Source organism: Baekduia sp. (assembly GCF_035685985.1).
Taxonomy (GTDB): Bacteria; Actinomycetota; Thermoleophilia; order Solirubrobacterales; family Solirubrobacteraceae; genus Baekduia.
The window spans coordinates 19,927-34,452 of the sequence record NZ_DASRZV010000001.1; the positions used below are offsets into that span (position 1 = coordinate 19,927).

General features: G+C 73.0%; 13 protein-coding genes and 1 tRNA gene. 10 read left to right on the top strand and 4 right to left on the bottom strand.

What is annotated here, in order from left to right:
• Positions 1–245: 245 nt before the first annotated feature.
• Together VFG42_RS00115 and VFG42_RS00120 are read right to left on the bottom strand one after the other, a co-directional pair.
• Positions 246–318 (bottom strand) — tRNA-Arg (locus VFG42_RS00115).
• Positions 319–455: 137 nt separating this feature from the next.
• Positions 456–2,132: a polyprenol monophosphomannose synthase gene (locus VFG42_RS00120; RefSeq protein ID WP_324903937.1), complete on the bottom strand. Its 1,677-nt coding sequence runs from the start codon at positions 2,130–2,132 to the stop codon at positions 456–458.
• A gap of 26 nt (positions 2,133–2,158) precedes the next feature.
• On the opposite strand from VFG42_RS00120, the gene VFG42_RS00125 reads away from it, so the two are divergent.
• Positions 2,159–2,863, top strand: a complete 705-nt coding sequence (locus tag VFG42_RS00125; protein ID WP_324903939.1) for a tyrosine-protein phosphatase — start codon at positions 2,159–2,161, stop codon at positions 2,861–2,863.
• A 10-nt stretch (positions 2,864–2,873) separates the two neighbouring features.
• Here the strand turns inward: VFG42_RS00125 and mscL are convergent, their stop codons facing one another.
• A complete protein-coding gene (gene mscL, locus VFG42_RS00130; RefSeq protein ID WP_324903941.1) occupies positions 2,874–3,308 on the bottom strand; it encodes a large conductance mechanosensitive channel protein MscL in 435 nt (144 codons plus the stop codon).
• 47 nt (positions 3,309–3,355) lie between these two features.
• Between mscL and rnz the strand changes: the two genes are divergently transcribed.
• The gene (rnz, locus tag VFG42_RS00135; protein WP_324903943.1) at positions 3,356–4,324 is read left to right on the top strand and encodes a ribonuclease Z; all 969 of its coding nucleotides are present in this window, start codon (positions 3,356–3,358) and stop codon (positions 4,322–4,324) included.
• Here the strand turns inward: rnz and VFG42_RS00140 are convergent.
• A complete protein-coding gene (locus VFG42_RS00140) occupies positions 4,305–5,108 on the bottom strand; it encodes a class I SAM-dependent methyltransferase (protein WP_324903945.1) in 804 nt (267 codons plus the stop codon). The two genes, rnz and VFG42_RS00140, sit on opposite strands and share 20 nt — an antisense overlap.
• Before the next feature lie 96 nt (positions 5,109–5,204).
• On the opposite strand from VFG42_RS00140, the gene pyrR reads away from it, so the two are divergent.
• The 8 genes from pyrR to mihF all read left to right on the top strand — a co-directional run bounded on the left by pyrR (position 5,205) and on the right by mihF (position 14,522).
• Positions 5,205–5,762 (top strand): bifunctional pyr operon transcriptional regulator/uracil phosphoribosyltransferase PyrR, encoded by a 558-nt coding sequence (gene pyrR / locus VFG42_RS00145; RefSeq protein WP_324903947.1) that lies wholly within the window; start codon positions 5,205–5,207, stop codon positions 5,760–5,762.
• Between the two features lie 4 nt (positions 5,763–5,766).
• The gene (locus VFG42_RS00150) at positions 5,767–6,699 is read left to right on the top strand and encodes an aspartate carbamoyltransferase catalytic subunit (protein ID WP_349260359.1); all 933 of its coding nucleotides are present in this window, start codon (positions 5,767–5,769) and stop codon (positions 6,697–6,699) included.
• A complete protein-coding gene (locus VFG42_RS00155) occupies positions 6,699–8,042 on the top strand; it encodes a dihydroorotase (protein WP_324903952.1) in 1,344 nt (447 codons plus the stop codon). Before VFG42_RS00150 ends, VFG42_RS00155 begins: the two co-directional genes overlap by 1 nt.
• Complete coding sequence (locus tag VFG42_RS00160) at positions 8,039–8,584, top strand: isochorismatase family protein (RefSeq protein ID WP_324903954.1); 546 nt, start codon at positions 8,039–8,041, stop codon at positions 8,582–8,584. Before VFG42_RS00155 ends, VFG42_RS00160 begins: the two co-directional genes overlap by 4 nt.
• On the top strand, positions 8,581–9,717 hold the full coding sequence (carA, locus tag VFG42_RS00165; RefSeq protein ID WP_324903956.1) for a glutamine-hydrolyzing carbamoyl-phosphate synthase small subunit: 1,137 nt from the start codon (positions 8,581–8,583) through the stop codon (positions 9,715–9,717). The genes VFG42_RS00160 and carA overlap by 4 nt, the downstream gene beginning before the upstream one ends.
• A 54-nt stretch (positions 9,718–9,771) precedes the next feature.
• A complete protein-coding gene (gene carB, locus VFG42_RS00170; protein ID WP_324903958.1) occupies positions 9,772–12,873 on the top strand; it encodes a carbamoyl-phosphate synthase large subunit in 3,102 nt (1,033 codons plus the stop codon).
• A complete protein-coding gene (locus VFG42_RS00175) occupies positions 12,873–13,895 on the top strand; it encodes a quinone-dependent dihydroorotate dehydrogenase (RefSeq protein WP_349260360.1) in 1,023 nt (340 codons plus the stop codon). The genes carB and VFG42_RS00175 overlap by 1 nt, the downstream gene beginning before the upstream one ends.
• A 285-nt stretch (positions 13,896–14,180) precedes the next feature.
• Positions 14,181–14,522, top strand: coding sequence for an integration host factor, actinobacterial type (gene mihF / locus VFG42_RS00180; RefSeq protein ID WP_324903961.1), 342 nt, complete (start codon positions 14,181–14,183; stop codon positions 14,520–14,522).
• The last annotated feature ends 4 nt before the right edge of the window (positions 14,523–14,526 follow it).

Here is a 14,526-nt window from a genome sequence, read left to right on the forward strand (position 1 = left end):
TGGGATCCCTGGCGCCCCGCGCTCATCCGCCACGAATCGCACGCGGTCGACGCCGCTCCGCGCACCTGGCGCCCTGCCGTCCCTTCCGCCGCGTCGAGCCGCGGGGCGAACGCCGCGGCCGCCATGCCCGGACCACGACACGGCCGCCGTGCGTTTCCAACGCGTTTCCACGCCCGAGGGGCGCGTCCGCCGACGATCCGCGGCAGAAACGGCGGAACCCCCGGCCAGCGGGGGTTCCGGTCCAGCGCGCCCGGCAGGATTCGAACCTGCGACCTCTCGCTCCGGAGGCGAGCGCTCTATCCACTGAGCTACGGGCGCTGGGTGGTCATGGAAGCCTAGCGTCAGCAGGGGATCCTGTGGTCCAGGCGGGTCGGCGGGGCAGAACGCCAGGCTCCGGCGACCCGTCGCTCCCGCCGGCGGAAGGACCGCCGGCGGGAGCAGCGACCGCCGGAGCATCAGGCCGTGGGTGCCCAGCGGTGAGCGCGGCGACGCAGCTTCAGGCAGACCCCGATCCCTTCGAGCGAGATCGCCAGCGACATCTTGGACTCGCCCGCCACGCGCTCGCCGAAGGCGAAGGGGATCTCCTCGATGCGCTTGCCGAGGAGGTGCGCGAGCTGGGTCGTCTCGATCTGGAAGGCGTAGCCGGCGGCGAGCGTCGCGTCCAGGTCCAGGTCGTGCAGGCAGGACGCGCGCCAGAGCTTGAAGCCGCCGGAGAGGTCGTCGTACGGCAACCCGAGCAGCGCCCTGCTCAGCGTGCAGCCGACCCGGGAGAGGACGCGGCGGGTCGGGCTCCAGTCGGTGGTGCTGCCGCCGGGCAGGTAGCGGTTGCCGATCACGAGGTCCGCGCCGCGCGTGTCCAGCACCTCCAACATCTCGGCGAGCTTCTCCGGCGGATGCGAGAGGTCGCAGTCCATCTGGCCGACCGCGCGGTAGCCGCGCTCCAGGCACCACCCGAACCCGGCGCGGTAGGCGGCGCCGAGGCCGTCCTTGCCGGCGCGATGCAGCACGTGCATCCACGGCCGCTCGGCCGCCAGCACGTCGGCGATGTCGCCGGTGCCGTCGGGCGAGGCGTCGTCGACGATCAGCAGCTCCAGGCCGGTGCGCGCGAAGCGCTCCACCAAGAGCGGCAGCATCTCGGCCTCGTCGAACGTCGGGACGACGACGATGACGCCGCGCGGATCGGACACGGACGCCCGCTCGCGCCCCGGCGCGGCAGCACCACACGTCGCCGCCGTCGCCGACGCCGACGCCGGCGCCCGCGCCGGCTCCCGCCGCCCCGCCATCGCCGCCACCAGCTCCGCCACCCCCGCCGACGCCAGCTCGCCCGCGAACCCCACCACGCGCAAGGTGATGGCGAACGCCGCCGCGCCGCCCGCGCCGAGGACCGGCGCGGCGCCGACCGCCAGCACGGCATCGCGCACGCCCAGGCCGCCGGGCGCGATCGGCACCAGCACGCCGGACAGCCACGAGAGCGCGACCGCGCCGAGCAGCGCCGCGCCGTGCCCGGGCGCCAGCAGCGCGAGCGCGCCCGCGGTCGCGCACCAGCCGACGGCGTGCAGCGCCACCAACCCCGCCACCTCGCGCCCGCGCAGCGGCGCCGCGGCCTCCACGCCACGCGCCCGCAACCGCCGCCGCAGCCACCCGCCCAGCCACGCGGGCCGCAGCGCGGCCACGACCACCACCGCCACCGGCGCGGCGGCGAGCGCGTACCACGGCGGCGCCGTCCCGGCCGCCGCGAACCCGATCGGGGCGGCCAGCGCGCCGCCCGCCACCGCGGCCAGCTGCTCGTAGGCCGTCGCGGTCAGCACCTGCGGCGTCGAGGCGCCGACCCGCTCGCGCGCTCCCACGCGATAGGCGAACCCGACCGCGCCCGACGGCTCGTAGCGCAGCAGCCACGACCGCGCCCACATGCGCAACGCCGGCCGCCACGCGGCGTCCGCGCCGACGCGGCGCAGGACGATCGCGAACGTCGCGGCCTGCACCAGCCCCGGCACGGCCAGCAGCGCGGCGGCGCCCAGCAGCGTCGCCGGATCGGTCGTCCAGTCGAAGGCGGCAAGGTCGTGGCGGCGCGTCCACACCGCGAGGCCGAGCGTCGCGGTGAGCGCGATCATGAGCAGCGTGCGAAGTCTCATGTCCACACGTACACCGTTGTTGACCGATGGTTAGCAAGGGGCTCCTCGACTGGCCGGACTGCGTCAACGCCCGCGACCTCGGCGGCCTGCCGCTGGCCGCCGGCGGCGCGACCCGCCACGGCGCGCTCGTGCGCTCCGACAGCGCCGATCGCCTCGACGCCACCGGCTGGGACGCGCTGCTCGCGCACGGCGTCCGCACGGTGATCGACCTGCGCAACGACGACGAGCGCGCGTCGATCGACGGCCGTCCGGCCGCGGTCGAGACGCTCGTCCTGGCCCACGACGGCCTCGACGAGCACCCGGACTTCTGGGCGACCTGGTGGGACGACCCGCGCTTCGCGACGCCGCGGTACTTCGCGCCGCACCTGGACCGCTTCCCGCACCGCTCCGCGCGCGTGCTCCAGGCGATCGCCCACGCACGGCCCGGCGGCGTGCTCGTCCACTGCCAGGGCGGCCGCGACCGCACCGGCCTCATCTCCATGCTCGCGCTCGCGGTCGTCGGCGTCACGCCCGAGGCGATCGCCGCCGACTACGCCCGCAGCTTCGAGGGGACGGCGCGGCAGCCGACCGACGCCAAGGTCCTCGCCGCGCTGGACGGCGCGACGCCCCAGGCCGCCGTCCTCGACGTGCTGAAGACCACCAACATCGACGACGCCCTCGCCCGCGGCGGCTTCACCGCGCGGGACGCGGCAGCGCTGCGCGCCCGGCTCACGTCACCGGGCTCGGCCTAGTGTCGTGACCCTAGGCCGTCGCGAGCTCCGCGGGCGCGGGCTCCGGCCCGACCTCCTCGGTGCAGAACGCGCAGCGTCGCGCCGCGTAGGGGATCTGGCTCAGGCAGGCCGGGCACTCGCGCGTGGGCTCGTCGACGGCCTTCTCGGTCTGGAAGCGCTCCATCAGCGCGTTGACCGGCTTGACGATCAGGAAGAAGACGACCGCCGCGATGATCACGAACGAGATCACCGCGTTGAGGAAGTCGCCGTAGGCGAAGCGCGACGAGTTGATGGTGAAGTCGAGATCGCCGAAGTCGGGCTGGCCGCCGATCGCCGCGATCAGCGGCGTGACGAGGTCCTTGACCAGCGCGGTGACGACCGCGCCGAACGCCGCGCCGATGACGACCGCGATCGCCAGGTCGACGAGGTTGCCACGCAGAAGGAACTGCCGGAACTCCTTGAGCATGAGCGGCACCCTACCCACGGGCGCCGATAGCCTCCCTTCGCGCCCGCATGACCGACCTCTCGATCTTCTTCGCCGGCACGGCCGGGTCCGTGCCCACCGCCCGCCGCGGCCTGCCCGCCACGCTCGTCCGCCGCGGCGGCGACAAGCTGCTGATCGACTGCGGCGAGGGCACGCAGCGCCAGCTCATGCGCACGCTCGGGCTGCCGGACGTCACCGAGGTCTTCCTCACGCACCTGCACCTCGACCACTGGCTCGGGCTGCCGGCGATGTTGAAGTCCTTCGACCTGCGCGACCGCACCACGCCGCTGACCGTCTTCGGCCCGCCCGGCACGCAGGCGCTGATGGAGACGATGCGCAAGACGGTCATCGGCCGCACGAAGTACCGCCTGACGGTCACCGACCTGGAGCCCGACGCGATCGTCGACCTGCCCGGCTACGAGATCCACGCGCTGCGCGTCCGCCACCGCGGCGAGGCCTACGGGTACGCGCTCGTCGAGCCCGACCGTCCCGGCCGCTTCGACGCCGAGCTGGCGACCAGGCTCGGCGTCACGCCCGGCCCGGACTTCGGGCGCCTCCAGCGCGGCGAGACCGTCGACGGCGTCGCGCCGGAGCAGGTGATGGGGGAGACGCGCGCCGGGCGCAAGCTGGTGTTCAGCGGCGACACCGGCCCCTGCGACATGATCCGCGTCGCCGCCGACGGCGCCGACGTCCTCGTCCACGAGGCGACGTTCACCTCCGAGGAGGCCGAGCGCGCCCTGGAGACCGGCCACTCGACCGCCCGCCAGGCCGCCGAGCTGGCCGCCGAGGCCGGCGTCAAGCTGCTCGCGCTGACCCACGTCTCGACGCGCTACGCGGGCGGCGAGGTCCGCGACGAGGCCCGCGCGATCTTCCCCAACACCGAGGTCCCGCGCGACTTCGACACCATCGACATCCCCTTCCCCGAGAAGGGCCCGCCGGAGCTGCTGCGCTGGGACCCCAAGCGCCACCAGCCCGAGGTCACGCCCGCCGGGCGATGATCTGCAGGTACTCGAACGTCCACTCGCCGTCGACGCGGGTGCGCTCGGCGAGCTTGCGCAGCTCGGCGTCCAGCTCGGCGGCGCGCGACGGGTCGGGCTCCAGCGCGTGGAACGTCGCGATCATCGGGCCGAGGTGGGCGCGGTAGTAGTCCACCAACTCGTCCGGGGAGGCGAAGCGCGTCACGTGCTGGATGCGGCGCTCGAACGCCAACTCCGTGACGCCGTCGCCGAGCAGCGCGCGGACGTGGTCCTCGTCGCCCCAGAGGATCGGCGGCGACGCGCCGTCGGGCAGCGCGGGCGCGTAGGGCGCCATGGTCATGAACATCTGGCCGACGAAGCCCGCGGGCGTCCAGGTCGTCAGCGCGATCGTCCCGCCGGGCCGCGTCACGCGCAGCAGCTCGTCGGCCACGACCCGGTGGCGCGGCGCGAACATCGCGCCGAAGGTCGACAGCACCACGTCGAAGGACGCGTCGGCGAACGGCAGCGCCTCGGCGTCGGCCTCGACCCACGGGATCGCGACCTGCGCGGCGATCGCCGCGTGGCGGCCGGCCTCCAGCAGCTCCGGCGTCAGGTCGGAGGCGACCACGTCGCCGCCGGCCAGCGCGGCCGGGATCGACGTCGCGCCCGAGCCCGCCGCGACGTCGAGCACCTTGGCGCCGGTTCGGATCCCGACGGCGTCGACGATCGCCGGGCCGACGTCGGAGACCGTCTCGCGCGCGATCCGCGGGAAGTCGCCCGCCGCCCACGCCGTGCGGGCGCGCGCCTTGAAGTCCTCGACGCCCATGAGGCGACTCTACGCCCGGCGCCGCTGCTAGGTTGGGGTGCATAACGCCCGCCCCTTTAACCCGGTCCCGTGAGGCCAGGAAGGACGGAACCCCAGATGGACCATGAGAAGGTCGTCCTCGACGAGGACGACATGCGCCGCACGATGGTGCGGATCGCCCACGAGATCGTCGAGCGCAACGACGGCGCCGACGGATCCGACATCGCGATCGTCGGCATCCACCGCCGCGGCGCGATCCTCGCCCGGCGCATCCACGCGCTGCTGACCGACCTGCTGGAGCGCGAGGTGCCGATCGGCGAGATCGACATCGCCTTCTACCGCGACGACGTCGGCCGCCGCGCGGAACAGCCGACCGTGCACTCGTCGCACGTCGACTTCGACCTCGACGGCCGCACGATCGTCCTCGTCGACGACGTGCTCTACACCGGCCGCACCGTCCGCGCCGCGATCGAGGCGCTGTTCTCCTACGGGCGGCCCGCCAAGGTCCAGCTCGCCGTCCTGGCCGACCGCGGCCACCGCGAGCTGCCGATCCGCCCCGACTACGTCGGCAAGAACCTGCCGACGTCGCGCAGCGAGCGGGTCAACGTCCATGTCGAGGAGCTGGACCACGTCGACGAGGTCCGGATCACCGAGAACGCGGAAGTGGTGGCCTAGCACCATGAAGCACATGCTGTCCGTCGAGGACCTCGATCGTGCCGACATCGAGCGCATCTGCGACCGCGCCGCGTCGTTCGCCGAGGTCGCCGACCGCGAGATCAAGAAGGTCCCGGCGCTCCGGGGCCGCACGGTCCTCAACCTCTTCTACGAGGCCTCCACCCGCACGCGCAGCTCCTTCGAGCTGGCGGCCAAGCGCCTGTCCGCCGACGTCGTGAACTTCTCCGCCAGCGGAAGCTCCGTCGAGAAGGGCGAGTCGCTGAAGGACACCATCCTGACGCTCGGCGCCCACAAGCCCGACGCGATCGTCATCCGCACGCCGTGGGCCGGCGCCGCCGAGCTGGTCTCGCGCTGGACGCCCGCGGCGATCGTCAACGCGGGCGACGGCAAGCACGAGCACCCGACGCAGGCGCTGCTGGACGTCCACACGCTCCGCGACCGCCTCGGCGCGCTCGACGGCCTCGACATCTGGATCGTCGGCGACGTCCTGCACAGCCGCGTCGCCCGCAGCGACATCATGGCCTTCCAGAAGATGGGGGCCAAGGTCACGCTCGCCGGCCCGCCGACGCTGATCCCGCGCGGCATCGAGACGATGGGCTGCGAGGTCCGCTACACGCTGGACGACCTCGGCCAGGCCGATGTCGTCTACGCGCTGCGGATGCAGAACGAGCGCATGGAGCAGTCCTGGATCCCGTCGATCCGCGAGTACGCGGCCTGGTACCAGGTCAACGGGCGCCGCCTGTCGCCCAAGCAGATCCTCATGCACCCCGGCCCGGTCAACCGCGGCGTCGAGCTGAGCGCCGAGGTGGTGGACTCGCCGCAGGCGGTCATCACCGCCCAGGTCGCCGCCGGCGTCGTCGTCCGGATGGCGGTGCTCTACGAAGTCCTCGCGCACGTGCCGTCCGGCGCGCGCGCCCCGGAAGGAGTCCCCGCCTGATGGCCGCCCCCTTGTTGGTGTTCAACGACAGCGCGCCCAAGGCGGACATCTTGATCCGCGAGGTGCACGTGCTCGACCCGCGCACCGCGCTCAACGGCGCCCACGACGTGCTCGTGCGCGACGGCGAGATCGCCGAGGTCGGCGCGCCCGGAACGCTCACCGCGCCGGACGACGCCGAAGTGCTGGAGGCCCAGGGACGCCACCTGTTCCCGGCCTTCGTCGACCCGCACGTCCACCTCCGCACGCCCGGCCAGGAGCACAAGGAGGACCTGGAGACCGGCACGCGCTCCGCGGCCGCCGGCGGCTTCTGCGCCGTGCTGGCGATGCCGAACACGTCGCCCACGCTCGACTCCGCGCCGCTGCTGCGCTCGATCCGCGACGCCGCCGCGCGCGACGCCCGGATCCCGGTCGGCTTCGTCCCCTGCGTCACGCGCGGGATGGCCGGCACCGAGCTGACCGAGATGGCCGAGCTGCGCGAGGAGGGCGCCGCGGGCTTCACCGACGACGGCAAGCCGGTGGTCTCCGCGGGCATGCTGCGCAAGGCCCTGCAGTACCAGCGCCTCTGCGGCGGCGTGATCGCGCTGCACGAGGAGGACCCGACGCTCTCGGGCCAGGGCGCGATGCACGAGGGCGACGTCTCCGCCCAGCTCGGCATCACCGGCATCCCGTCGATCTCCGAGGCCGTGATGGTCGCGCGCGACGCGCTCATCGCCGAGTACGAGGGCGGCGCGATCCACATCCAGCACCTCAGCGCGCGCGAGTCGATCGCGGCGCTGGCGGACGCCAAGCAGCGCGGCGTGCGCATCACCGGCGAGGCCTCGCCGCACCACCTCTGCCTCACCGACGAGGCGGTCCGCACGCTCGACACGCGCTGCAAGATGAACCCGCCGCTGCGCACCGAGCAGGACCGCCAGGCGCTGATCGAGGGCCTGAGGTCCGGCGTCGTCGACTGCATCGCCACCGACCACGCCCCGCACGCGCGCGACGAGAAGGAAGTGCCCTTCGAGCAGGCGCCGATGGGGACGACCGGGCTGGAGACGTCGTTCGCCTCCATCTACACGTACCTGGTCAAGCCCGGGGTCCTCACGCTGGACCTGCTCGTCCAGCGCCTGTCCGATGGCGCCGCGCTCTTCGACCTCCCGACGCCGCGCGTCGAGCCCGGCGCGCCCGCCAACCTCACGCTCGTCGACCTGGAGCGCGAGTGGGTCGTCGGCGACGGCGGCTACGAGTCGCGCAGCGCGAACTGCTGCTTCGACGGCCGCACGCTGAGCGGCAAGGTGCTGCTGACCGTCGCCTCCGGCGCGATCGCCTTCCGCGCCCGGCAGCTGGAGGTGGTCCGGTGAGCGAGGCCTCCAGGACCCGGCTCTTCGACCGCGACGGCGCCGCGCTGGTGGTCGTCGACGTCCAGGAGGGCTTCCGCGGCTACTCGACCTTCGGCGACGTCGCCGCCGCGTGCGGCCGCCTGGTCGAGGGCGCGCGGATCCTCGGCGTGCCGATCATCGCCACCGAGCAGTACCCGAAGGGCTTGAAGCACACCGCGCCGGAGGTCGGGCTGCCGGACGACGCCGAGGCGGTCGAGAAGTCGGTGTTCTCGGCGGTGCGCGCCGACGGCTTCAACCTCGCCGGGCGCAACCAGGTGCTGATCTGCGGCATCGAGACCCACGTGTGCGTCGCGCAGACCGCGCTCGACCTGCTCGACCGTGGCGTCGCGGTCCAGGTCGTGACCGACGCCGTCGGCTCGCGCCACGCCCACGACCGCGAGGTCGGCCTGCGGCGCCTGGAGCGCGCCGGCGCCGTCCTGACCACCGTCGAAGCCGCGCTGCTCGAGCTGTGCGAGCGCGCCGGCACCCCCGAGTTCAAGGCCGTCCAGAAGGTGATCCTTTGAGTCTCAGCCAACCCAATGCCTATGTCCTGCTGGAGGATGGCACGCGCTTCGACGGCACCGCCGTCGGCGCGGAAGGCCACGCCGTCGGCGAGGTCGTCTTCACCACCGGCATGTCCGGCTACCAGGAGTCGATGACCGACCCGTCCTTCGCGGGCCAGCTCATCACCTTCACCTACCCGCACATCGGCAACTACGGCGTCTCGCAGGACGCGATGGAGTCCGACCGCGTGTGGGCGCGCGCCGCGATCATGCGCGAGGCGATCAACCGCGAGGACGCGCCCGAGGCCGAGGGCGGCTGGCTGGACTGGCTGAGGGACTGCGGGATCCCGGGGATCTCCGGCGTCGACACGCGCGCGCTCGTGCGCCACATCCGCGACGCGGGCGCGATGCGCGGCGGCATCTTCAGCGCCGAGGTGAGCGAGCGCGAGGCCCGCGAGATCGTCGCCGACGAGCCGAGCATGGTCGGCGCCGACTTCGCGCGCGTCGTCACGCCCGGCGAGGCGCACACGGTCGGCGCCGGCAACGCCACCAAGATCCACGCCATCGACACCGGCATCAAGTCCTCCATCGTGCGCAACCTCGTCGCGCGCGGGGCGGAGGTCACGCTGCACCCCTGCACGGTGACCAGCGCGGAGCTGCTGGCCACCGACGCCGACGCGTTCTTCCTGGCCAACGGGCCCGGCGACCCGGCCGCCCTGGGCTACGTCGTCGACACCGTCCGCGACCTGGTGGGCAAGCGCCCGGTCTGGGGCATCTGCCTCGGCCACCAGCTGCTCTGCCAGGCCGTCGGGCTGGAGACCTACAAGCTGCCCTTCGGCCACCGCGGCGGCAACCACCCCGTCAAGGACCTGCGGACGGGCAAGATCGAGATCACCGCGCAGAACCACGGCTTCGCCGTCAAGGCGCCGGACGGCGGCGGCCGCGTCGAGGCCGACGAGCCCGTGCGCTGGAAGACCGACTTCGGCGAGGCCGCGCTGACCCACGTCAACCTCTACGACCGCACGGTCGAGGGGCTGGAGCTGCTGGAGGTCAACGGCGCCACGGTGCAGTACCACCCGGAGGCCGGCCCCGGCCCCAACGACGCGCTCTACCAGTTCGACCGCTTCCTCGACGCCGTCCGGAGCGCCGCCTGATGCCCCGCCGCAACTCCGTCCTTGCCCTGCCCGTCCAGCCTCAGAGGTGTCCCCGTGCCTAGACGGTCCGATATCCACAAGATCCTCATCCTCGGCTCGGGCCCGATCGTCATCGGCCAGGCCGCCGAGTTCGACTACTCCGGCGTGCAGGCCTGCAAGGTCCTGCGCGAGGAGGGCTACGAGATCGTCCTGGTGAACTCCAACCCGGCGACGATCATGACCGACCCGGAGTTCGCCGACGCGACCTACGTCGAGCCGCTGCTGCCCGGCCCCGTCGCGCAGGTGATCGCCAAGGAGCGCCCCGACGCGCTGCTGCCGACGCTCGGCGGCCAGACCGCGCTGAACCTCGCCAAGGCCCTGAGCGAGGACGGCACGCTGGAGAAGTACGGGGTGGAGCTGATCGGCGCCAACTACGACGCGATCAACACCGCCGAGGACCGCGAGCTGTTCCAGAAGGCGATGGCCGAGGCCGGGCTCGCCATGCCCGCCAACGCGATCGTCGACGACCCGGCGCAGATCGACGGCGCGCTGGCGGCGGTCGGCCTCCCGGCGATCGTGCGCCCGGCGTTCACGCTCGGCGGCCGCGGCGGCGGCATCGCCCGCACCGAGGACGAGTTCCGCAAGATCGTCGCGCGCGGCCTGGCGGCGTCGCCGATCGGCCAGGTGCTCGTCGACCAGTCCGTCCTGGGCTGGGGCGAGTACGAGCTGGAGGTCATGCGCGACCACAACGACAACGTGGTCATCGTGTGCTCGATCGAGAACATCGACCCGATGGGCGTGCACACCGGCGACAGCGTCACGGTCGCCCCGCAGCAGACGCTCACCGACAAGCTCTACAACAAGCTGCGCGACCAGGCGATGGCCTGCATCCGCGCGGTGGGCGTCGAGACCGGCGGCTCCAACGTCCAGTTCGCCGTCAACCCGGCGACCGAGGAGATCCTCGTCATCGAGATGAACCCGCGCGTGTCGCGGTCCTCCGCGCTGGCCTCCAAGGCCACCGGCTTCCCGATCGCCAAGATCGCCGCGCGCCTGGCGGTCGGCTACTCGCTGGAGGAGATCCCCAACGACATCACCCAGGTCACGCCGGCGTCCTTCGAGCCGACGATCGACTACGTGGTGGTCAAGTGGCCGCGCTTCGCCTTCGAGAAGTTCAGCGGGGCCAACGCCGAGCTGTCGACGCACATGAAGTCGGTCGGCGAGGCGATGGCGATCGGCCGCACGTTCGGCCAGGCGTTCCTGAAGGCCATGCGCTCGCGCGAGCTGGACGCGACGCCGAAGCTCGACGCGCTGGACGTCCCCGAGCTGCTGACGATGTTGGAGCGGCCGGCGTCCGACCGCTACGACGTGATCCTCACCGCGTTCCGCAAGGGCGCGTCGATCGAGGACGTCCACGGCGTGACCTCGATCGACCCCTGGTACCTGCGCGAGCTGCAGGCGCTGGCGCTCGACCCCGAGGCGCCGTTCGAGGGCGAGCGCTCGTTCAAGGCCGTCGACACCTGCGCCGCCGAGTTCGCCGCCGAGACGCCGTACTTCTACTCCGGCTGGGAGCGCCGCGCCGAGCACGAGATCAAGCGCGGTGACAACCCGTCGGTCGTGATCCTCGGGGCCGGCCCCAACCGCATCGGCCAGGGCATCGAGTTCGACTACTGCTGCGTGCACGCCGCGATGACCGTCCGGGACTCCGGGCGCGACGCGGTGATGGTCAACTGCAACCCCGAGACGGTCTCCACCGACTACGACACGTCGGACCGCCTGTACTTCGAGCCGCTGACGCTGGACGATGTGCTCGGCGTCATCGAGGTCGAGCGGCCGGAGGGCGTGATCGTCCAGTTCGGCGGCCAGACGCCGCTGCGCCTCGCGCACGGCCTCCAGGAGGCCGGGGTCAGGATCCTCGGCACGAGCGTCGACTCGATCGACCTCGCCGAGGACCGCGGCCGCTTCGGCGAGCTGCTGAACCGCCTCGGGTACAAGGCGCCGCCGTACGCCACGGCGGACTCGATCGAGGGCGCGCTGAACGCCGGCGACGAGGTCGGCTACCCGCTGCTGGTCCGCCCGTCCTACGTGCTCGGCGGCCGCGCGATGGAGATCGTCTACTCGCGCGAGGGTCTGGCCGACTACCTCGGCCGCCACGCGCGGGACGGGCGTGACATCTTCCTCGACCGCTTCCTGGAGAACGCGATCGAGGTTGACGTCGACGCGCTCTGCGACGGCGAGGGCGTCTGGGTCGGCGGGATCATGCAGCACGTCGAGGAGGCGGGCATCCACTCCGGCGACAGCGCCTGCGTGCTGCCGCCGCACTCGCTCGGCCCGGAGATGCTGGAGCGGATCCGCGCGACCACGCGCGGGCTGGCGCTCGGCCTCGGCGTCGTCGGGCTCTGCAACGTCCAGTACGCCGTCCACGGCGGCGAGCTGTACGTGATCGAGGCCAACCCGCGCGCGTCGCGGACGGTCCCGTTCGTCTCCAAGGCGATCGGCGTGCCGCTGGCCAAGATGGCCTGCCGGCTGATGCTCGGCGAGAAGCTCGCCGACCTCCAGCTTCCGGCCGAGGACGCGCCGCTGGACCACGTCTCGGTCAAGGAGGCCGTGATGCCGTTCGACCGCTTCGAGGGCTCCGACGCCGTGCTCGGCCCGGAGATGCGCTCGACCGGCGAGGTCATGGGCGTCGCCCGCGACTTCCCGAGCGCGTTCGCCAAGGCCCAGGCCGCGGCCGGCTCGGCGCTGCCGTCGGAGGGCACGGTGTTCATCACGGTCACCGACGCCGACAAGCCCGGCGCGGTGGCGGTCGCCCAGCTGTTGCACGACCTCGGGTTCCGGATCGTCGCCACGCGCGGCACCGCCGAGGCGATCCAGCGCTGGGGCGTGCCGGCCACGGCCATCAACAAGGTCTCCGAGGGGCCCGACAACGTGGTCGACTGGATCGAGCGCGGCGACGTCAACCTGGTGGTCAACACGCCCACCGGCTCGGGCGCGCGCACCGACGGCTGGGAGATCCGCCGCGCGACGGTCACCGCGGGCATCCCGTGCCTGACGACGCTGAGCGCGGGTCTGAGCGCGGCGCGCGCGATCGCGTCCGGCTCGTCGGGCGCGGCCGAGGTCATCTCGCTGCAGGAGCTGCACACGGCCGGCGCGGCCCCCGCGCACCCGGCGCAGGCGTGATCTGGCGGCTGCTCTTCGCGGTCGCCCTCAAGCGCCTGGACGCGGAGACCGCGCACCGGCTCGGGACGCGCGCGATGGCGATCGCGCTGCGCCCGCGCTGGGCGCGCCGGCTGGTCCGGCGCGCGTCGCTGCCCGCCGACCCGGCGCTGCGCGTCCGGGCGCTCGGCCTCGACTTCCCGTCCCCGCTCGGGCTGGCCGCGGGCTTCGACAAGGAGGCCGCGCACGTCGACGCCCTGTCGGCGCTCGGCTTCGGCTTCGTCGAGATCGGGACGATCACGGCCCAGCCGCAGTCCGGCAACCCGCGCCCGCGCCTGTTCCGCCTGCCCGCCGACGCGGCGCTGGTCAACCGCATGGGCTTCAACAACGCCGGCGCGGTCGCGGCCGCGGCGCGGCTGGCGCGGCGGCGCGACCCGGGCGTGGTCGTCGGCGTCAACATCGGCAAGACGAAGGTCGCGGACGACGCGGTGGCCGACTACCGCGAGTCCGCCCGGCTGCTCGCGCCGCACGCCGACTACCTCGTGATCAACGTGTCCTCGCCCAACACGCCCGGCCTGCGCGACCTGCAGGCCGTCGAGCAGCTGGAGCCGATCGTGGCCGCCGTCCGCGAGGCCGGGCCGGGGGTGCCGCTCCTGGTCAAGATCGCGCCCGACCTCGCCGACGAGGACGTCGACGCGGTGGCGGACCTCGCGGTCCGCGTCGGCCTCGACGGGCTCATCGCGACCAACACCACCATCTCGCGCGACGGCCTGCGCACGCCGGCCGCGCGGGTGGCCGCGGTGGGCGCCGGCGGGGTGTCCGGCGAGCCGCTCGCGCGACGGTCGCTGGAGGTGCTGGGGCGGTTGCGCGAGCGCGTGGGGGAGGACCTCGTGCTGATCTCCGTCGGGGGCGTCCGCGACGGCGCCGACGCGGCCGCGCGGCTGGCCGCCGGCGCGACGTTGGTCCAGGCCTACACCGCGTTCGTGTACGGCGGCCCGGGCTGGCCCGCGAAGGCGCAGCGGGCGCTCGCGCGAGCCCGTGCCTAGGTAGGCTCGAACCCCTGCCGGAACGGCCTGTTTGAACAAGGACGTTCGGCCTGTCAGGGTGGGTGGCGCTCGCTTTGCACACCGGATCGCCAGGAATGCCGCAAACACCGGCGCGATGTCCGTGGCACCCTATTGCCGTTCGTCGCTGAAGGCCCGCAAAGTGCCTGCAAAACGGCCCGGCACCGTCGACCACCGTCAAGAAGGGTCGACCTCAGGTCGAGGTCCAGGCGAATTGCCCGACCGCGCCTTGCCGGAGGGTCTTGGCCGTGTAGTATCGGCGCCCCGATGTCGCCGGCCGCCAACTCGCCCACCAAGCACACGGCGGCACCCGAACGCAGCCTCAACCAGCGGATGGACGCCCTCCAGAAGGCGAACGTCATCCGCACCCGTCGCGCGCAGCTGAAGCGCGACCTGAAGGCCGGTCGAGTGTCGATCCACCAACTTCTCCTCGAGCCGCCCGAGTTCCTCGAGACCGCGAAGGTCTTCGACATGCTCCTGGCCGTGCCCAAGTACGGGCGCGTCAAGGCCAATAAGATCCTGCAGACCTGCCGGATCTCGCCGAGCAAGACGATCGGCGGCCTGTCCGATCGCCAGCGTGCTGAGCTGGTCAGCATGCTGCGCAAGTAGCCCC